The following is a 20734-nucleotide window of genomic DNA, read 5'->3' on the forward strand; positions in this document are numbered from 1 at the left end:
GGTTTTTCGTATTCCGGTTGTCTTTTCCTACACTGAAGTTTGGCAAGGGAGTGATCAAGCAGTCCATGCTGAAGAATCTAACCATCAACAAAAAACTCATTGCCATTAGCCTGTTGTTCGTCTGTCTGCCTGTTCTTCTGCTCGGCACCTATTGGTACAATGCCTCCACGGAAACCATTGAAGAATCAACTATTGCTTCGAACCAGCGGATCGTGTCCCAGACCACAGAGTACTTAAACTTATATATTGCCGGTCTTGAAACCTCCACCTATCCTTCTCTATCAGGCGCAAGCATTCAAAATCTAATCAATAGTCGCAGCCTGTCTCCTTACGCCTATCTGAAATTATCTGAATCAATTGAAAAGGGGATCTTTGCCCAAATGCTTTACGGCAGGGATGATGTAGTGGGCATGTCCCTTGTAGCGAAGAACGGCTTTGTTGTCAGTGACTACACTCGTGCTCCAGAACTTCTGAATATGGACCAAATTACGCACCGGAATCGGCTCCTACTAGGAAAAATGGAGCAAATGGACGATTTTCATATTGAGGGGATTCGTTATGTAGGTTCTGAGCCCGTCCTAACCGTGACACGAAAGATTCCGAGCAATCAGAGCTATTTATTTGAAGGTTTGCTAATTGTTGATCTCCATCTCAGCCAGATTGCAGGCATATGCAAAAATGTCTCTCACCATGAACTTGAAATATGGATTACCGATGCAACCAGTGGACAGGTCATTTATCATCCAGAGCAGACGAGAATTGGTACTTCTCTTGCGCCGCCCCTTGTTCATGAACTTACATCCAGCAAGACAGGTTTATTACATGAATATGAAACGGATCTTCAAAATATTTTAATGTATGAACACTCTTCTCAGACCGACTGGGTTGTTGCTCTAGAACAGCCTAAGGATGCCGTGATTGGCGAACTATTAGACCTTCGTGCTACGGCAATTTATTTTTTTGCATGCATTATGATCGTTACTGTCTTTATCCTAGGGGGATTTTCACTCCAAATTAGCCGTGCTTTATCATTGCTAGAAAGGTTAATGAAGCGGGTCCAGACGGGGGACTTCTCGCTGCCGATTACCACAATGACGGAGCGGCGCGATGAGATTGGAAAGCTTTTTCGAAGTCATGCTCATATGGTCGGGGAGTTGAAACGACTTGTGAAGGAGGTACAGTCTGCCAAGCTGAAGGAGCGGGAACATGAACTGGCTCAGAAAGAATCTGCTCTGCAGGCCATGCAATCACAGATTAATCCTCATTTTCTATACAACACACTAGAGGTCATTAATAGTCATGCGATCATCGAGAACAATGAGGTTATTAGCAAAATGACGACCTCTCTTGCGGATCTTTTCCGCTACAATTTAAAGAATGCACACCAAATCGTTACTCTTCGAGAGGAGATTGATCATCTTAGAGCGTATTTGGATATTCAGACAGCCCGGTACCGCAAACTGAGGATCGATATAGACCTGGATGAATCGATACTCCATCACGTATTTCTGATTCGCCTGACGCTGCAGCCACTGGCCGAAAATGCTTTTATTCATGGATATCAGAATCATCGCCTTCCGCCTGCCTATATAGGACTTACCCTGAGCACAGAGGAAGATCGGTATGTTCTCCACTTGAAAGATACTGGGCATGGAATGAGTGAAGAAAAGCGGAAGCAGTTAAATGCCTATTTTCAGCAAGCACCCGCATCTCAGGCTATTACATCAAGTGGTATTGGCCTCGCAAGTGTACATGAGCGAATACGTCTGTCTTTTGGAGATCATTACGGGCTGTATATCGCCTCATCTAACCATGAAGGAACGCATATCGAAGTTAGACTACCACGTCAATTGAAATGATCATAGCTCTTTAGGTTCATCAAAATGAATGACGAGATGCTCACTGCCTATCCCACCTTTACACTTAGGAGGAGTTTTCATGTATAAAGTAATCATTGCTGATGATGAGTACATGATTCATCGCAGTTTGGCGAAGCTGGTGGAATTCTCGGAACATCCTTTCCGTGTCGTAGGCGAAGCCGAAGATGGAGCGGAAGCACTTTTACTGCTGAAAGAGAAACCAGACCTCATCATTACCGACATCTGTATGCCAGGTCTGGATGGTCTTGCTTTTATTGAGGAAGCAAAACAAGTAAGGCCCGATGTTCTCTTTCTAGTCATCTCTGGATATGGAGAATTTGAGTATGCACAGCGTGCACTGCGATTAGGGGTAGAAGACTACTTGCTGAAGCCCGTAAGCCCTGTAAAGTTTCAGCAGACACTTACAGCCATCTACCACCGTTTAGAGAAACAAAAACGGAAAGTAATGGATTATAGAGAGTGGTTTCTAAGTCATGAAAAGCTCCTGCTAGAATTAGCCGATGCGATCTGGCGTTTGGATGAAAAAGCTGTAGACGAATTGCTTCTCAAACTCGTTCATCATTACGAAGAAGAAGCCGCGGATGAGATTCCTCTTCCCACTTTAGATAACATATTGCAAGAAAAACTCACGAAGGAACTCAAGAATCGGGGGCTTCCTTTTCCCGATCCTCCAATCTATAAAGAGTTAATTGCTGATACAGAAGACATAAGTAAAAATACTTCCTCTGTTCTGTCCCAGTGTAGATCTTATACTCAAGTCTTGCTCCATGCGGTGAAGTCATCACGAAATTTCGGCTCACGGACTCACATCTCCAAAGCAATTAGATATACAAAAGAAAACCTATCTGACAATACCCTATCTGTTCAGGTTGCAGCTGATATGGCAAGTATGTCGGTCACCTATTTCAGTCGTTTATTTAAAGAAGAAACCGGGACTAGTTATGTACAGTACCTTACTCGGCTACGCATGGAAAAAGCGAAGATACTGCTTGACGGGCAGCTTCACAGTGCCTCCGAAATCTGTGAACGAGTAGGTTACACAGACTACCCTCATTTCAGTAAAACATTTAAGAAAATCTATGGCATTGCCCCAGCTGATTATAGTAAACTGCATCGAAGCATTTAGCTCGCTGTCCAATTGCAGGGCTTATTCACATAAAAAAGCTGACACGAAGATCCTGTTTGAAGGACTTCTGTGCCAGCTTCTTTTTTACCCCATTCTTATAGAAATATCAGCTTAGTGTAAGCAGCTCTATTATTAGGAAGAGGGACTATTTTTTCTTCTTACGTACAAATGCGGCCATTCCGTTCTTGTTGCCGCCTTTGCTTTTATTTCGTTTCCGTTTACCCGCGGCTGATTCACCCTCTGCTGCCGGTGGATTCACTGCTTGATCAGTGGAATTCGGATTGCCGATAAAAATTCCACTTTGGGTTGTTTTCTTTTTGCGGCCTTTCCCTTGTTTATAACTGCCGCGGCTTTCAGAGAGGGATGAACTTGGGCTCGAGGATGATCCTCCCGAACTGTATCCACCTTTGCCAGATCCAAATCCAAAGCTTGGACGATCCGATGAACGAGGGTTCGTTTTATTGTCACGTCCACTGCGTCCACTTTCTTTACCACGATTCGCATTACCGCCTGCATTTGCAGTGAGATTTTTGGTACCGCGTTTCTCATCCTTGCTTCCTGTCTCTGTACTCCGTCCACGCTGACCTTCCCGGTTGCCGCTACCGCCTCCGCTGCGTCCATCGCTACGTTGACCCCCACGACCACCGCGCGGACCGCCCTGGCCACCATTAGGACGTCCTTGACGTGGTTTCATGTCCAGCATCTCAAAGTCGATCGTGTAATCATCCATATTTACGCGAGCCACACGGATTTCGATCTCATCGCCGATACGGAATACCTTCGACGTGCGCTCTCCAATAAGAGCCATATGCTGGTCATCAAAATGATAATAATCATCGGTAAGCATGCTCAGTCTGATCAAACCTTCTACTGTATTCTCCAGTTCAATAAACATTCCAAAGCTGGTTACGCTGCTGATCATACCTTCGAATACTTCGCCGACCTTATCAAGCATGAACTCCGCTTTTTTCATTTTCTCTGTGTCACGCTCTGCCTCTACCGCAACACGTTCACGTTCGGAAGACTGCTGAGCAATATCCTGCATACGGCTAGCCAAGTATTCCTGACGCTGTTCACTAAGCGCACCGTTGTTCTCGAATACTTCACGCATGACACGGTGAATGACTAGATCTGGATAACGACGAATTGGCGATGTAAAGTGACTGTAGAATTCAGCCGCAAGGCCAAAGTGTCCAGACATCTCCGAATCGTACTTCGCTTGTTTCATAGACCGCAGCATCATTGTGCTAATTACCGTCTGCTCTTTGGTTCCTTGAATATCTTCAAGAAGCGATTGCAGTGCTCTCGGATGAATTGCATTGCCGCGTCCTTTGACCTGATATCCAAAATTGGAAGCAAAGGCGAGGAAGTTTTGCAATTTCTCCGGATCCGGGTCTTCATGGACACGATAGATGAACGGCACTTTTAGCCAGTGGAAATGTTCTGCAACTGTCTCATTGGCAGCAAGCATGAATTCTTCGATAATCTGTTCAGCTACCGTCCGCTCTCTCTTCACGATATCTACCGGTTTACCTTCTTCGTCAACGATAATTTTGCTTTCTTCAAAGTCAAAATCAACTGCGCCGCGGCGCATCCGCATATTACGAAGCTTCATGGCGATTTCCTTCATCAGTTTGAAGTCATCTACCAAGTCGCTATAACGTTCAATCAGTTCTGGATCTTCTTCCTCCAGAATTTTATATACATTCTTGTAGGTCATCCGCTCTTTGGTCTTGATCACACTTGTAAACACATCATGTTTAACGACCTTCATCTGCTCATTAAACTCCATGACACAAGACATGGTCAGACGATCCACCTGCGGGTTCAAACTACAGATACCGTTCGACAAACGTTTAGGAAGCATCGGAATAACTCGGTCTACCAAGTAAACACTGCATCCACGATTATAAGCTTCCTGATCAAGCTTCGAATTTTCAGGTACATAGTACCCTACGTCTGCAATATGAACGCCAAGCCGGTAATGTCCGTTCGGAAGACGTTCTACGTTTACTGCATCATCCAAGTCTTTTGCATCCTCACCATCAATGGTAACAATGTTCAGACCACGCAGGTCACGGCGTCCCTGACGAGCAATTTCCTCTTCTGTAATTGACTCAGGCACTTGCTCTGCTTCTGCCATCACTTCTTCAGGGAATCCCTCTGGAAGTTGATGCTTACGGATAACGGATAGAATATCAATACCTGGATCATCCTTGTGACCGAGGACCTCAATCACTTCGCCCTCTGCCGCTGCACGGCCTTCCGGATAATTCACAATCTTCACTACCACTTTCTGGCCATCTACTGCGCCTAGAAAACTTCCGCGAGGAATAAAGATATCCCGATTGATCCGCTTGTCATCTGGAATCACAAAGCCGTATACTTCATGGCTTTGGAATACACCCACAACTTGGGTAATCGCACGTTTAACGATGCGAACAACTTCTCCTTCAAGTCGGCCGCCCTCTGGTCCTTTGGAAGTTACACGAACAAGAACGGTGTCTCCGTTCATGGAACTTTTTAAATCATTGGCATGGATATAAACATCCGGATGCTCGCGATCTTCAGGAATAAGGAATGCGAACCCTTTGGCATGCGCTTGCAGTCGTCCACGAACCATTTGCATCCGTCCAGGTACGCCATAGCGGTTTGCACTGGTAAGCACAATCTTCCCTTCATCTTCAAGATGATTGAGCAGTTTAAGAAATTCTTTGAACTCAGCAGCATCTTCAATGTTAAAATGCTGTTCCAGTTCCTGATAAGTCATCGGCTTGTAGGCCGTTTCATGCATGAAATCGAGTAATTGCTGTTCTGTTATCATTAGCTTCACCTCTAGGAAACATAAAAGTAGGTTTTTATGTATAAAATTTAATTCAAAATCGAAAATAACAAGTCAGGTCAAGATGGCTTCATAACTTCCATTTTCCAGGGTCACTGCCATCACTAAGCATTAGTAAAATCTTACCCTAGTATACACCAAATTAATCTAAACTATCTCATTACCGTAAAACAAGCCCCCTAAAGGGCAATCACAACAAAATCTGTATATTAAAAAACCTCCGTTCCTCACGGAACGAAGGCTGAGTTAGTTATTTTAGAATCTTACTGGACTACAGCAACTGCAATTGCAAGAACCATAAATCCGATGGCAAAACCTACCGTAATCCGCTCAAGAACGAGTTCCATACCGCGTGCTTTGGACTTGCCAAATAGATGTTCCGCACCGCCGGAGATGGCACCGGAAAGACCTGCGCTTTTTCCTTGTTGAAGAAGGACAACGACAATAACACCGATGGCAAAAATAACGAGAAGCAATTTCAAAACGAGTTCCATAACTTCCACCTCCTAAAAAAATTGTGCGTATACATCACACGCTGATAAACAGTATTCCTATTGTATCATACAGGAGATGGAATAAGCAATCATTAAACCTTGATATCAATCATACTCCCTGATGTTGGGTGGGGTGCAGGTGCAGCTGAATTTAACATTTGCACCATTTGCTGACCGTTCATTTCCGTTTGATTCTTCGCCATTCCCATCACTTGCAAAGAAGCAGCCTGTTGAACAGACGCTTGAGACATAGCCATAGATAATGCTGCAATATCCATTATAATTTCCCTCCTTTCCTTCTTTATCTATATATCGGTCATTGCTGAAATAAAAAGAGCCGATCCATTAGGATCGGCTCTTTGAGAAATAAGCAATATGCTTATTATTTTTTCAAGTTGTAGAAAGAGTTCAGGCCGTTGTATTGAGCAAGTTCACCCAGTTGGTCTTCGATACGAAGCAATTGGTTGTATTTTGCGATACGGTCTGTACGGGAAGGTGCGCCCGTTTTGATTTGTCCTGCATTTGTTGCAACTGCGATGTCCGCAATTGTGCTGTCTTCAGACTCACCGGAACGGTGGGAGATAACAGCTGTGTAACCTGCACGTTTAGCCATTTCGATTGCATCGAAAGTTTCAGTAAGCGTACCGATTTGGTTAACTTTGATAAGAATGGAGTTACCGATTTTTTCATCGATACCTTTTTTCAGGCGCTCAGTGTTTGTAACGAACAAGTCGTCACCAACAAGTTGGATTTTGTCTCCCAATTTTTCAGTGAGGAGTTTCCAACCTTCCCAGTCATCCTCGGAGCAACCATCTTCGATTGTAACGATTGGATATTTATCAACCCAAGAAGCAAGAAGGTCTACGAACTCAGCAGAAGTGAAGGATTTGCCTTCGCCAGCAAGTGTGTATTTACCATCTTTGTAGAATTCAGTAGATGCAACGTCCATACCAAGAAGAACGTCTTCTCCTGCTTTGTATCCTGCTTTTTCGATAGCTTCCATGATTGCGCCAAGAGCGTCTTCGTTGGAAGTAAAGTTAGGAGCGAAACCACCTTCATCACCTACAGCTGTGTTCAGTCCTTTAGCTTTCAGAACGGATTTCAAGCTGTGGAAGATTTCAGCACCTGTACGAAGAGCTTCTTTGAAAGAAGGAGCGCCAACAGGCAGGATCATGAATTCTTGTACGTCAACGTTATTGTCGGCATGTTCGCCACCGTTAACAATGTTCATCATAGGAACTGGAAGTTGTTTCGCGTTGAATCCACCAAGGTAAACATACAGTGGCAGGTCAAGAGCGTCAGCAGCTGCACGAGCTACAGCCATAGATACTGCAAGAATTGCGTTTGCACCGAATTTAGCTTTGTTTGGAGTACCATCCAAAGAAATCATCAGTTTGTCGATACCGAGCTGATCAAGAGCGTCCATACCGATTACTTCTGGAGCGATTTTTTCGTTTACGTTTTTAACAGCGTTCAAAACACCTTTACCAAGGTAACGATCTTTGTCGCCATCACGAAGTTCAACTGCTTCGTGAGCTCCAGTGGAAGCACCGGATGGAACGATTGCGCGGCCGATTGCGCCGGATTCAAGATAAACCTCAACTTCTACTGTTGGGTTACCACGGGAGTCAAGGACTTCGCGTGCATATACATCAGAAATAATAGTCATGTGTAATAATCTCCTTTTGTTTCGAATCTATTGTTTGGCTAGCTAGGCCTTATATCTCTTATTAAAACAAAGTCAGGCATACAATTGCAAATAAGTTCTGTTAACAACCTATTTGCGTCTTGAAATAACGGATTTTCCGGTCATTTCCGCTGGTTGCGGTAGTTCCATCAAGTCAAGAATTGTAGGTGCGATGTCTGCAAGAATTCCACCATCACGAAGCTCTACATTTTCAGAAGTAACAATGAGAGGAACTGGGTTTGTTGTATGTGCCGTAAACGGATTTCCGTTTTCGTCAAACACCATATCCGCATTACCATGGTCAGCAGTGATTAGAACCACGCCGCCTTTTGCGAGTACAGCTTCAACAACACGTCCCATGCACTCATCAGTAACTTCTACCGCACGAATGGTTGGTTCCAGCATACCGGAGTGTCCTACCATATCAGGGTTTGCAAAGTTCAAAATGATTGCGTCGTGTTTATCTGCTTCAATCTCTTTAACGCAAGCGTCGGCTACTTCATATGCACTCATTTCTGGTTTGAGGTCATAAGTTGCAACTTTAGGAGAATTGATCAGAATACGAGTTTCACCTGGAAGTTCTACATCACGTCCGCCACTAAAGAAGAACGTTACATGCGGATACTTCTCCGTTTCAGCAATACGCAATTGTTTCTTGTTGTTCTGAACCAGTACTTCACCAAGAGTATTATCAAGGTTCTTAGGTGTGTAAGCAACGTATCCATCAACTGTTTCACTGAACAGTGTCAAACATACGAAGTGCAGCCCTTGAGGCCATTTATCACCACGATCGAAACCGCGGAAGTCTTGGTTTGTGAATACTTGAGACAATTGAATAGCACGGTCAGGACGGAAGTTTAAGAAGATAACCGAGTCGCCGCTTTCTACAAGCCCAACTGGATTTCCATCCTCTTTTACAATTACCGTTGGTTCTACGAACTCATCATAAACTGATTTTTCGTAAGATTCCTTAACCGCAAGCATTGGATCCGTGTATTTAGGTCCATCTCCGTACACGATTGCACGGTAAGATTTCTCAACACGTTCCCAGCGTTTGTCACGGTCCATTGCATAATAACGACCTTGAACAGTCGCAATTTTACCAATGCCCACTTCCTCGATTTTGGCATTCAACTCCTCAAGGAATTTAATACCGCTATTCGGGGAAACGTCACGGCCATCGAGGAAAGCATGGATATAAACTTCGTCCATTTCTTCCTTCTTAGCCAGATCCAGCATGGCAAACATATGCTTAATGTGACTGTGTACTCCACCGTCAGACAAAAGACCATACAAGTGAAGTTTTTTGCCTGTTTGCTTCGCTGCACGTACCGCATTTACAAGTGTTTCATTGTCAAAAAACTCACCATCACGAATGGATTTCGAAATCCGAGTAAGATCTTGATATACGATACGTCCTGCACCGATATTCAAGTGTCCTACTTCCGAGTTCCCCATTTGTCCTTCAGGCAATCCAACCGCTTCTCCACTTGCCGTAAGTGTAGTATGCGGATATTTTGCCATATAGCGATCGTAGTTTGGTTTTTTGGCTTGAGCTACCGCGTTACCTACATCGGTGTTTCGAAGTCCGAAACCGTCCATAATGATCAGTGCTACTGGTTTTGGTGCAGTCATCTTACTTCGCCCCCTGAACGAGCGCGATGTAGGATTCAGGTTGAAGGCTTGCTCCGCCAACAAGTGCCCCATCGATATCGCTTTGACCGAGATATTCGGTTACGTTCTCAGGTTTCACACTGCCGCCGTATTGAATACGAACTGCGTTTGCAACCTCTTCATTGTATAGATCTTTAATCACGCCACGAATGTATGCAATAACTTCGTTTGCATCTTGGGATGTGGAAGATTTACCTGTTCCAATTGCCCAGATTGGCTCATAAGCTACTACTACTTTTGCTGCTTGGTCAGCAGCTAGTCCAGCAAATGCAGCTTCCGTTTGCACTTTACATACATCTTTAGTTTGGTCCGCTTCACGCTCTTCCAGTTTCTCACCCACACATACGATTGGAGTAAGACCATGACGGAATGCAGCATGAACTTTTTTGTTTACTGTTTCATCAGTTTCATTAAAGTACTGACGACGCTCAGAGTGTCCAATTACAACGTAATCTACACCCAGATCTTTCAGCATAACGCCGCTGATTTCACCAGTGAATGCACCATTGTCTTCGAAATGAAGGTTTTGAGCACCAATTTTAATGTTTGTTCCTTTTACTGCTTCAACCAAAGCTGGAAGATTGGTGAATGGAGCGCAAATTACGCTTTCTACACCCTCTACCTCAGCTTGCCCTTTTACCGCTTCAATAAACGAAGTGGATTCAGGTACGGTTTTGAACATCTTCCAGTTACCTGCGATGATCGGAGTTCTACTCATATCGTACGCTCCTCCTCTTATATCCAATTTTTTTTATTTATCGTTCAATGCCACAACACCAGGAAGCTCTTTACCTTCCATAAATTCGAGGGAAGCACCGCCACCAGTTGAGATGTGGTTCATTTTTTCAGCAAGATGGAATTTCTCAGCTGCTGCTGCAGAATCTCCTCCACCAATGATTGTGTATCCTTCTGTTGATGCACAAGCTTCTGCTACTTCACGAGTACCGTGAGAGAATGGCTCGATTTCGAAAACACCCATTGGTCCGTTCCATACAACCAGTTTGGAATTTTTAATAACTTCAGCATATTTCGCACGAGTTTTCGGTCCAATATCAATACCTTCCCAATCCGCAGGAATTTGATCAATACTAACTGTTCTCGTTTCAGCATCCGCACTAAATTCCTTCGTGATTACGATATCTTCAGGAAGAAGGAAGTTTTTACCTAGTTTCTTCGCTTTTTCGATAAATCCAAGAGCTACATCCAGTTTGGAATCATCAAGCAAAGACTTACCGATTTCGTGACCTTGTGCTTTGAAGAACGTATAAGTGAGACCTCCACCGATGAGTACATTGTCAGCAAGGTTAAGCAAGTTATCGATAACATCGATTTTGTCTTTAACTTTAGATCCGCCAATGATTGCAGTGAAAGGACGTTCTGGTGTAGTTAATGCTTTACCAAGAACATCAAGTTCTTTCTCCATCAAAAGACCCGAAACGGCTGGAAGATGATGAGCAATACCTTCTGTCGATGCATGAGCACGGTGAGCAGCACCAAATGCATCATTTACGAAAAGGTCAGCCAGATCAGCAAATTGTTTTGCTAGTTCTGGATCATTTTTCTCTTCTCCAGGGTAGAAACGGACGTTTTCAAGTACAAGAACATCGCCGTTGTTCATTTTTTCGATCTCTGCTTTTACTGCGTCCCCAATAGCTTCGTCTGCTTTAGCAACCGGTTTGCCAAGCATCTCAGATAGACGGTTAGCCGCAGGTGTCAAGCGAAGGGAATCAACAAATTCACCTTTAGGACGACCCATGTGACTTGCAAGAATTACTTTTGCACCTTTTTCCACCAAATATTTGATAGTTGGAAGTGTTTCACGGATACGAGTATCATCAGTAATCTTTCCATCTTCGAGCGGTACATTAAAATCGACACGAACAAACACACGTTTTCCTGTTACTTCTACATCACGTACACTTTTTTTGTTCATCTCCACGTTCCTCCTAAGTGCTATCTAAAAAAGATAGCTGATATCTTATGTGTAGTAACCATTAGGCGAAACCCAATAGTCCATTCATTCAAACAGCAATATAGTGCTTTATATCTCTCTATTTTATATAGACCGGTTTCTCCGGTTCTCTGGCATTAAAGATAAAAACCATGATGAAGAGGAGAGACATAAATGTTCTCCTCTTCACCTGGATTCACATCAGGCTTATTAAAGCCCTTGTGTTATACTTACAGACCTTTTTTAGCGATGAAAGCAGCAAGGTCAACTACACGGTTGGAGTAACCCCACTCGTTGTCGTACCAAGATACAACTTTAACCATGTTATCGCCAACTACCATAGTGGATAGGCTGTCGATAGTGGAAGAAGCTGGATCGCTGTTGTAGTCGCTAGATACAAGCGGCTCTTCAGAGAAGTTCATGATTCCTTTAAGTGGGCCATTAGCTGCTTCTTTCAAAGCTGCGTTTACATCATCAACAGTTACGTTTTTACCAAGTTCAACAACCAGGTCTGTTACGGATACGTTCTTAGTAGGAACGCGCATAGCCATACCGTTCAGTTTACCTTTCAGTTGTGGCAATACAAGGCTAACTGCTTTTGCTGCACCCGTTGTAGAAGGAATGATGTTCTCAGCAGCTGCACGAGCACGACGAAGGTCTTTGTGCGGCAGGTCAAGTACTTGTTGGTCATTAGTGTAAGAGTGGACAGTTGTCATCATACCTTTAACGATACCGAAGGACTCGTCAAGAACTTTAGCGAAAGGCGCCAAGCAGTTTGTAGTACAAGAAGCGTTAGAGATTACAGTGTGGTTAGCTGGGTCATATTGCTCTTCGTTAACACCCATAACGATTGTAATATCTTCGTTTGTAGCTGGTGCAGAAATGATAACTTTTTTAGCTCCGCCTTTAAGGTGAGCTTCTGCTTTTTCTTTTGCAGTGAAGATACCAGTGGATTCAACAACGATTTCAACGCCGTGTTGTCCCCAAGGCAAGTTTTCTGGATTACGCTCAGCAAATACTTTTACTTCTTTGCCGTTAACGATAAGTGCGCCTTCTTTATGTTCAACAGTTGCATCCAGACGACCATGAGTTGTGTCGTATTTAAGCAAGTGAGCCAAAGTGCTTACGTCAGTCAAATCGTTGATTGCTACGATTTCCACTTCGCTGTTGTTTAGTGCTGCGCGGAACACGTTACGTCCAATACGTCCAAAACCGTTAATACCTACTTTAACCATGAGTAAGTTCCTCCCAAGTTTTGCTAAATTTTTATATATTCAAGACAAATCTAAATTAGATTCATCAAGACAACAAGTTTCAAATCTGTCTTACTTCATTATAAATCCTTAACAATTTCAGTAGCTGCCGCCTCATCAATGACAAGTATATCTTCTTGGCCAAAACGAAGCACGGCCTTTATCGAATCTGCCTTGTATTTACCGCCTGCAATGGCGATGACGACATCCGTTCGAGTAATATCCTCGAGACGCATACCGAGCGTGAGCATGGTATGAACTACTTTTCCTTTATTATTGAAGTAATAACCAAAGGATTCTGCTACAGCACCTTCATCTCTAATCTCTTCGATCGTCTGAGGTGCAAGCTTACGCCGTTTAGCCATCTCCATTGCTCCGCCGATTCCATGAATTACAATTCGAGCTTTTCGAATCATACCTAGAATTTCTTGAATGTTAGAGTCTTGAACTAATGATTCATAGGCATGGTTACTTAACAGATCAGGCACATGGAGCAATCTGTATTCAGCCCCAAGCTTCTTCGCCATGGTCGACGCGATCGTGTTCGCTTGGAATTCTACACTTTCACCAAGTCCACCTCTAGCGGGTACAAACCATACTCCGCGCATAGCAGACGATGGGGTTAAGTGTTCAGCGACCGAAGCCGTAGTCGATCCCCCTGTAACTGCAACAACATCTCCATCATTCATAACACTCAGCAGGGCTCTAGCTCCTGCACGTCCAAGTGAACGCTTGGCATATTCGGAGTTTTCAGAATCACCAGGAACCACGATAACCTTTTGAAGTCCATACGTTTTCTCGATTAACTCTTCCATCTCCGACAGCCCAAATAATTCATTGGCCATAGGTTCTAACATTGCAAGCAACTGCTCGCCGGACTCGCTTATTCTCATGCCCATACTCTCGATCTCAATCAGTCCTTGGGATTTAAGCAAGTCTGTCTCCGATCTAAGTACACGCTCCGTCATATCCAGAGAGTGGGCAAGCGTTCTTCGTCCGATTACATCCGAAATCATGATTTGGCGCAGAATGGTATATCTCTTCTTCATTACGTCCATGAGATCAGGTAGAAGTTGCTTCTGCACTTCTAAAATCGTTCGCATACTTTCCACTTCCGCAAACTCCTTCATTCCGGCCTCTAATATGGACTAAAATTGTCCCGGGGTTAACTTTTTAAGTCCCACGTTTATTTTACCTAAATCTACCCTGGTATGCAAGTGGTCAGAAGTATATTTCGCAAAGGAGCGTTCATTTATGCACCCTGCTTACCTATAAATAAAATATTACTTTTGAACGCACTATTAATGTAGTCTGCACATTCTTATGGAACATCAAACACCTCCACTAAACTTTCTTGCATTTTTAATGGCGATCAGATATAATCAATATTGCTGTCACACTTGTGCGCCCGTGGTCCAACGGATATGACGTAGGCCTCCGGAGCCTGAGATCGAGGTTCGATTCCTCGCGGGCGCGCCATTATTTTTAACAGCTTGTTATACACTTAACCGATGAAACCGAATAGGTTTCTTTTTTTATCGAAATAGTTTGACTTTCTTTGACTTTTTGTTTTGATTTGTTTATGATGTGGTTAATACGGAAACGTAGATATAGATGCTGTTAAACGTCTAAATATAAACTCTAAACCTAAATTCCTAAGGAGGTTTTTCACGTGAGTTACATTCCTATGGTCGTAGAACAAACCAATCGCGGTGAACGCGCTTATGACATTTACTCCAGACTATTGAAAGATCGGATTATTTTTCTGGGAAGCGACGTAAACGATGTAGTAGCCAATTCTATCATCGCTCAAATGTTGTTCCTCACTGCGGAAGATCCAGAAAAAGACATTCACCTATACATTAACAGCCCAGGCGGTTCTATTACAGCGGGTATGGCGATATATGACACCATGCAATTCATCAAACCAGATGTATCGACAATTTGCATGGGTATGGCAGCTTCTATGGGTGCATTCTTGCTCAATGCCGGTGCAAAAGGGAAACGTTTTGCACTTCCAAACAGCGAAATCATGATTCACCAACCTTTGGGTGGTGCGCAAGGTCAAGCGACAGATATTGAAATTCGTGCTCGCCGCATTCTCAAAATGCGTGATAAACTCAACAAAATCTTGGCTGAACGTACAGGTCAACCGATTGAACGTATTGAGAAAGACACAGATCGCGATAACTTCATGAGTGCAGAAGAAGCTCAAGCTTACGGACTTGTTGATAAAGTTATTTCCTCAACTCCACCGCAAGGGATCTAAATATAGAAATGAATAAAGCCGCAGTCCTCTAGGGACTGCGGCTTTTATTTATGACTGCTAAACTGCTCTTCTCTCCATTCAGAACTAGTTAAGTTGATAATGGACTGTAAGTTCTGTAGTCAGTTTAATTTCCCCCGTTTCAACCGAGGATGAATGATCAGCAGTACTGTCTTCTGTTTCCACTTTCATATTATACTGTTCGTAGTAACGAAGCGGTTCCGCCACATTCCCTTGACTCACACTCAGAACAATTCCTAAACTGCGTCCTGCAACTTTCGCGATGGCTCCTGCCTTCAAATTGGCATTAGCCATCGCTTTTTCGATTACAGCTGTTTCGAAAGCGTCTCTGTTCTCAATAGAAAACTGAATATTGTCGATCTGATTAACACCTGCTTTAGCAGCGGAATCCAGCAGTTCTCCTACCTTGTCGAGATTACGATAGCTGATTTTCAGAGAATGTGAAGCAGAATACCCTTTTAGTTTTCGTCCTTCTTTTTCACTATATGTGTAATCAGGCTGTACATAAAACTGATTCGTTTGTATGTCTTTGCTCTCCAGCTTCCATGTCTTTTTAAGTAAGTTGGTTAAGCTTTGCATCTTTTTAGCATTTGCTTTTTGAGCTTCAACTGCTGTTTTACCTTCTGTATTAACACCAATATAAAGATAGGCAATGTCCGGCTTTACCGAAATTTCACCTTTCCCTACGACAGATACTACATTCTGAACTGCAGATGCTTCCTGCGCTTGTGCTTTTCCCGCAAAGGAGACAACTCCTCCGCCCCCACCAATGAGTAATGTACCTGCAATTACTACAGCTGCTGCAGGCTTTAACCAAACTGATTTCTTTTTCATTTAACGATCCTCCCTCTATAGTCAAACATCTTCTAACTCAGACATTACAAACTGTTAGACGAAATCAATTTGTATAAAGTTCCATTTCTACTATTTAATTTATGTAGGATATAAAACGAAAAAAAGCCCCAAATGGGGCTTTCCGGTATACACATATGAAAACATGAATTTATTGGTTTTCCAATTCTTCCTTGCTTACAAGACTAATCAATGCGTTTACTGCCTGTTCAGCGTCTGCGCCTTCAGCACTAATGTGAATTTCAGTACCCGTGCTAATTGCAAGGCTCATAATTCCCATGATACTTTTGGCATTCACTTTTTTGTCGTCTTTTTCCACAAAAATTTCGGACGAATACTTATTCGCTTCTTGAACGAATAGAGCAGCTGGTCTGGCATGAAGACCCGTCTTCAAACGGACTAATACCGGGTGTTTTGTCATGGAAACTTACCCCCTCTAAAAAATCTCTACATCATACTACATAATTATTAACATTATACCATTATAGCATGAATCAAACTAGAAGAAAAAAAGACTTCTTTATGATATAGCTCACACTATATGAGTTGACCTTTTTCCACTCTAATTTTCTCTGCCATCTCATCAATTTTGCGCAGTCTATGGTTCACGCCTGATTTACTGACGGTTCCTTTTAGTAATTCCCCGACTTCCTTCAAATTAATATCTGGATTCGCAAGTCTTACTTCTGCTACTTCACGTAGTTTTTCAGGAAGGGTTTCGAGCCCTACTTCCTTATCGAGAAGCTTAATGTTCTCAATTTGACGCACAGCAGCACCAATCGTTTTGTTCAAATTCGCTGTCTCACAGTTAACAATTCGGTTCACCGAATTCCGCATATCACGCATAATTCGCACATCTTCGAATTTAAATAAAGCTTGGTGAGCACCGATAATGCTGAGCATCTCAATGATTTTTTCGCCCTCTTTGATGTAGAAAATAAAACCTTTTTTCCGCTCTATACAACGTGCATTCAGGTTAAATTCATTAGCAAGATCGACGAGTGCCTGACAATGTTCTTCATACATTGAGGCGATTTCTAAGTGGTAAGAAGACCCTTCTGGGTTATTAACAGAGCCTCCCGCCATAAACGCACCTCGTAAATAAGCCCGTTTGCAGCAGTTTTTATGAATAGCATTTGGATTGATTCCTGGCGTAAAGATAAACCCTTCTGATACAATCTCCAATTCATTCAAAATTTCTTGCACTCGTACCGGAATTCTTACGATGTATACATTATTCTTTTTAAGCCGCATTTTTTTACGAACCAATAACTCGGTATGCACCTGAAAGTGTTTTTTGAGTAAAGAATAGATTCGCCTTGCAATCGCGGCATTCTCCGTAGAGACGTCTAAAATAACCTTCTTGTTCGACAGCTGGACCGAGCCAAGCATACGAATGAGGGCAGACAACTCTGCTTTCTCACAACAAGGCTCGCTTTCGATCAGGGTTAATTCTTTTTTGGTCTGTGCCGCAAACGACAAAGGATCTCACCTCTTTCGAATCATCCAGTTTTGCACTAGCGTGTAAATATGGTGACTTAATTTATTTGCGTCATGCCGCAAGTAAGTCCGGTACATGACAAGTCGATCTGCGATACATTCATTCGAGTACTTTAAAATCTCTTCAAGATCAAGCTGTACTGGTTTTGCACCTTTTTCTGCATACATTTCCTGAACAGGTTCAGGAATATCGCCATTGTTAACAATGACGTAATCAAATATTTTATGTCCAATATGGGCATCAATGGCTTTCAAATGGTCACCAACAGAATACCCATCGGTTTCGCCAGGCTGTGTCATCACATTACCAATAAAGATCTTGACTGCCTTAGATGAAACGACAGCTTCCGCCAATTTAGGCACAAGAAGGTTTGGTAAAATGCTGGTATATAAGCTGCCGGGACCAATAATAATCGCGTCTGCCTGTTCAATTGCCTGAATAGCCTCTGGCAACGGCTCCACGTGATCCGGTTCAAGATAAACTCTCTTTATCCGTCCGCCATGTTCTGGGATCTGGGACTCGCCTGTAACGATCGTACCATCCTCCATCTCGGCGCGGAGTACGACGGCTTCCGCCGCAGCTGGCAACACTTGCCCGCGTACAGCAAAAACACGGCTAATCTCTCTCACCGCTGTTACAAAATCACCTGTTATATCTGTCATTCCAGCCAAAATCAAGTTTCCTAGGCTATGACCGGATAATCCACCATTTCCACTAAAACGATAATTAAGCAATTCTGACATCAACGGCTCTACATCAGCAAGCGCTGTGAGCACATTACGGATGTCACCTGGAGGAGGCATCTGCAATTCATCCCGCAGCATGCCTGAGCTTCCTCCATCGTCAGCAACCGTAACTATTGCCGTGATATCAAGCGGCTTATTTTTTAACCCCCGCAACATGACAGATAGCCCTGTTCCGCCACCCATAACCACAAGATGCGGACGTTTCATTTGTTCTACAGCCACTTCTACCACTTCACCTTCTATAAGAGGTTGCTCAAGGTAAGCAATCCGTTATTCCTTTGAAAATGATGAGTAACGAATGCGGTATGAGCGATCCATACATTGTATGTTGTATCCTACGCAGGTGTCATCCCTAAATCATTACATCCATTCAATTCATGTTGATATTCTTTATCCATCTAACTTCGTTAGTGATTTCCGCGATCACGATCTGCATCTCTATGGCTTACAACGACAGATTCAGTCTCACTTGCCCCAAGCATTTTACCTAAATACTCAGCAATCGCAACTGAACGGTGTTTACCGCCTGTACATCCAATACCAATGATGACCTGGCTTTTGCCTTCTTTCCGATACTGAGGAATAAGGAAATGAAGCATATCAAGCAGTTTTGTTAGAAATGCCTGTGTTTCCGGCCACTTCATTACATATTCATACACATCATTATTCTGCCCTGTATTCGGCCGTAGATGCTCAATGTAATGTGGATTTGGAAGAAAACGAACATCAAACACCAAATCAGCATCAATGGGAATACCATATTTGAAACCAAATGAAGTCACATTTACGGACAACATATGGCTCTCTAAATGAGAGAACCTTGAAATAATTTTTTCTTTCAGCTGCGCTGGCTTCATGTTGCTAGTATCAAGCACCTGTGTAGCAGAGTTCTTAAGTTCTTCTAACATTTTGCGTTCCAGTCTTATACCATCAAGCGGCATTCCCTCTGGCGCAAGCGGATGTCTCCGCCGGCTTTCTTTATAACGCTGCACAAGAACACTGTCTTGGGCATCAAGAAACATAATTTCACAATGAATTGTAAATTGATCCTTAATATAATTCAAAGATTCAGACAGGGCAGTGAAAAACTCTCGCCCGCGCAAATCAATGACAAGCGCTACCTTACCAATTTTACCATTAGATTGGACAATAAGTTCTGCAAACTTAGGAATAAGAACGGGAGGCAAATTATCAACACAGAAAAACCCTAGATCTTCCAGACTTTGAACCGCAATGGTCTTTCCTGCACCTGACATCCCTGTAATGATAATAAGGGTTGCTACACCTGCTGGTGATTTTTCACCTTCAAACATGATTTTCCCCCTATCAATTTCAGTTCGTCTATCTATTGACTTACTCTTTTATTATTATATAAGTTGCTTGCTATCTTAGGAAAGCTATCTTAGGAACGAATCAGTAATCCAGCTGCCCCTACAATACCAGCGTCATTTCCCAGCGTGGCCGGTACAATGCTTACCCCTTTTTGTAGAGGCTCGGGCGTAAGACTTGCAAACACACTGCGCACTTCATCAAACAAAATATCACCAGCTTTAGAAACCCCTCCGCCAATGATAAACATCTCGGGGTTTAATACAGCGGCAACTGATGCCAAAGATTTTCCAAGATAATAAGCTGCACGATGAACAATACGAAGAGCTACTTCATCGCCTGCTTTCGCGGCATCAAATACATCTTTCGCCATAATGGTATCTACGGATTGCAGGGAAGTATGATCTCCACGTTCTACCGCATCATTCGCCATACGTATAATCCCTGTAGCCGAGGATACTGTTTCCAGGCAACCCATTTTCCCGCATCCGCATTGAATCGCTTCTAGATCCGGTACTACATTCGTGTGTCCTATCTCGCCAGCCATTCCTGAAAAACCCTGATAAATCTTACCGCCAATAATAATCCCGCCGCCGACACCTGTTCCTAAAGTATAGCAGACACAGTTTTCAACTCCGTTACCTGAACCAGCCCAAGCTTCTCCAAGAGCCGCAACATTTGCATCATTATCTATTTTAACGAGCTTTCCTAGCCTATCTTCGAGTATCGAACGGATCGGCACATCTTTAAAACCTACGTTAGGCGCGAGTACAATTATACCCTCTCGCACATTAGTGAATCCGGCTACGCCTGCTCCAACTCCTGCAAGTTGCTCCCAACTGTACGGTGATTCTTCCACAATATGACGAATATATTTCTCGATGTTCGAAATGACAGTATCAACGCCCTTACTCACTTCTGTCGGGCCTTCATATGTATGCAGAAGTGTTCCTTGCTCATTGCAAATCCCAACTTTGATTGCCGTACCGCCTAAATCCACCCCAACGTAGACATTTTCAGACATTGCTAGCAAGCCACCTTTACCATCTGTAATATTTATTCATACGTTATCACTATAATTGAAGGAAGGGGGTCGGTCAAGACGAATCCCC

General features: G+C 43.2%; 18 protein-coding genes and 1 tRNA gene. 4 read left to right on the plus strand and 15 right to left on the minus strand.

Annotated features, from left to right (window positions below; all coding sequences use genetic code 11):
- Nucleotides 1-65: 65 nt before the first annotated feature.
- Together ACWPWY_RS18220 and ACWPWY_RS18225 are read left to right on the plus strand one after the other, a co-directional pair.
- Nucleotides 66-1859 carry a sensor histidine kinase gene (locus ACWPWY_RS18220; protein ID WP_454193100.1) on the plus strand — a complete coding sequence of 598 codons (1794 nt, stop codon included), beginning with the start codon at nt 66-68 and terminating at the stop codon, nt 1857-1859.
- Nucleotides 1860-1938: 79 nt separating this feature from the next.
- Nucleotides 1939-3006: a response regulator transcription factor gene (locus ACWPWY_RS18225; RefSeq protein WP_454193101.1), complete on the plus strand. Its 1068-nt coding sequence runs from the start codon at nt 1939-1941 to the stop codon at nt 3004-3006.
- 145 nt (nt 3007-3151) lie between these two features.
- Here the strand turns inward: ACWPWY_RS18225 and rnr are convergent, their stop codons facing one another.
- From rnr to ACWPWY_RS18270, 9 genes are all read right to left on the minus strand, one after another.
- Entirely contained in the window at nt 3152-5830 is a 2679-nt protein-coding gene (gene rnr / locus ACWPWY_RS18230) for a ribonuclease R (RefSeq protein ID WP_454193102.1), read from the minus strand.
- A 281-nt stretch (nt 5831-6111) separates the two neighbouring features.
- The gene (gene secG, locus ACWPWY_RS18235) at nt 6112-6342 is read right to left on the minus strand and encodes a preprotein translocase subunit SecG (protein WP_160036730.1); all 231 of its coding nucleotides are present in this window, start codon (nt 6340-6342) and stop codon (nt 6112-6114) included.
- A gap of 92 nt (nt 6343-6434) precedes the next feature.
- Nucleotides 6435-6620: a YjfB family protein gene (locus tag ACWPWY_RS18240; RefSeq protein WP_191804834.1), complete on the minus strand. Its 186-nt coding sequence runs from the start codon at nt 6618-6620 to the stop codon at nt 6435-6437.
- A 104-nt stretch (nt 6621-6724) separates the two neighbouring features.
- Nucleotides 6725-8011 (minus strand): phosphopyruvate hydratase, encoded by a 1287-nt coding sequence (gene eno / locus ACWPWY_RS18245; protein ID WP_454193103.1) that lies wholly within the window; start codon nt 8009-8011, stop codon nt 6725-6727.
- 108 nt (nt 8012-8119) lie between these two features.
- Nucleotides 8120-9664, minus strand: coding sequence for a 2,3-bisphosphoglycerate-independent phosphoglycerate mutase (gene gpmI, locus ACWPWY_RS18250; RefSeq protein ID WP_454193104.1), 1545 nt, complete (start codon nt 9662-9664; stop codon nt 8120-8122).
- Nucleotide 9665: 1 nt separating this feature from the next.
- Nucleotides 9666-10421, minus strand: a complete 756-nt coding sequence (tpiA, locus tag ACWPWY_RS18255; RefSeq protein ID WP_454193105.1) for a triose-phosphate isomerase — start codon at nt 10419-10421, stop codon at nt 9666-9668.
- A gap of 33 nt (nt 10422-10454) precedes the next feature.
- The gene (locus ACWPWY_RS18260) at nt 10455-11636 is read right to left on the minus strand and encodes a phosphoglycerate kinase (RefSeq protein WP_454193106.1); all 1182 of its coding nucleotides are present in this window, start codon (nt 11634-11636) and stop codon (nt 10455-10457) included.
- A gap of 248 nt (nt 11637-11884) precedes the next feature.
- The gene (gene gap / locus ACWPWY_RS18265; RefSeq protein WP_454193107.1) at nt 11885-12889 is read right to left on the minus strand and encodes a type I glyceraldehyde-3-phosphate dehydrogenase; all 1005 of its coding nucleotides are present in this window, start codon (nt 12887-12889) and stop codon (nt 11885-11887) included.
- A 98-nt stretch (nt 12890-12987) separates the two neighbouring features.
- Complete coding sequence (locus ACWPWY_RS18270; RefSeq protein ID WP_213535947.1) at nt 12988-14010, minus strand: sugar-binding transcriptional regulator; 1023 nt, start codon at nt 14008-14010, stop codon at nt 12988-12990.
- Nucleotides 14011-14311: 301 nt separating this feature from the next.
- Here ACWPWY_RS18270 and ACWPWY_RS18275 point away from each other — a divergent pair.
- Both ACWPWY_RS18275 and clpP read left to right on the plus strand, forming a co-directional pair.
- Nucleotides 14312-14386 (plus strand) — tRNA-Arg (locus ACWPWY_RS18275).
- Nucleotides 14387-14579: 193 nt separating this feature from the next.
- Nucleotides 14580-15176, plus strand: a complete 597-nt coding sequence (clpP, locus tag ACWPWY_RS18280; RefSeq protein WP_213535902.1) for an ATP-dependent Clp endopeptidase proteolytic subunit ClpP — start codon at nt 14580-14582, stop codon at nt 15174-15176.
- Nucleotides 15177-15260: 84 nt separating this feature from the next.
- On the opposite strand, the gene ACWPWY_RS18285 is transcribed toward clpP, so the two are convergent.
- The 6 genes from ACWPWY_RS18285 to ACWPWY_RS18310 all read right to left on the minus strand — a co-directional run bounded on the left by ACWPWY_RS18285 (nt 15261) and on the right by ACWPWY_RS18310 (nt 20646).
- Nucleotides 15261-16028: an SIMPL domain-containing protein gene (locus tag ACWPWY_RS18285; RefSeq protein WP_454193108.1), complete on the minus strand. Its 768-nt coding sequence runs from the start codon at nt 16026-16028 to the stop codon at nt 15261-15263.
- A 169-nt stretch (nt 16029-16197) separates the two neighbouring features.
- The gene (locus tag ACWPWY_RS18290; RefSeq protein WP_454193109.1) at nt 16198-16467 is read right to left on the minus strand and encodes an HPr family phosphocarrier protein; all 270 of its coding nucleotides are present in this window, start codon (nt 16465-16467) and stop codon (nt 16198-16200) included.
- 116 nt (nt 16468-16583) lie between these two features.
- Nucleotides 16584-17528: a DNA-binding protein WhiA gene (gene whiA, locus ACWPWY_RS18295; RefSeq protein ID WP_191804827.1), complete on the minus strand. Its 945-nt coding sequence runs from the start codon at nt 17526-17528 to the stop codon at nt 16584-16586.
- Between the two features lie 6 nt (nt 17529-17534).
- The gene (locus ACWPWY_RS18300; RefSeq protein ID WP_191804848.1) at nt 17535-18500 is read right to left on the minus strand and encodes a gluconeogenesis factor YvcK family protein; all 966 of its coding nucleotides are present in this window, start codon (nt 18498-18500) and stop codon (nt 17535-17537) included.
- 200 nt (nt 18501-18700) lie between these two features.
- The gene (gene rapZ, locus ACWPWY_RS18305) at nt 18701-19606 is read right to left on the minus strand and encodes an RNase adapter RapZ (protein WP_454193110.1); all 906 of its coding nucleotides are present in this window, start codon (nt 19604-19606) and stop codon (nt 18701-18703) included.
- A gap of 89 nt (nt 19607-19695) precedes the next feature.
- The gene (locus tag ACWPWY_RS18310; RefSeq protein WP_454193111.1) at nt 19696-20646 is read right to left on the minus strand and encodes an ROK family glucokinase; all 951 of its coding nucleotides are present in this window, start codon (nt 20644-20646) and stop codon (nt 19696-19698) included.
- Nucleotides 20647-20734 lie beyond the last annotated feature (88 nt).

Source organism: Paenibacillus sp. Marseille-Q7038 (genome assembly GCF_965111595.1).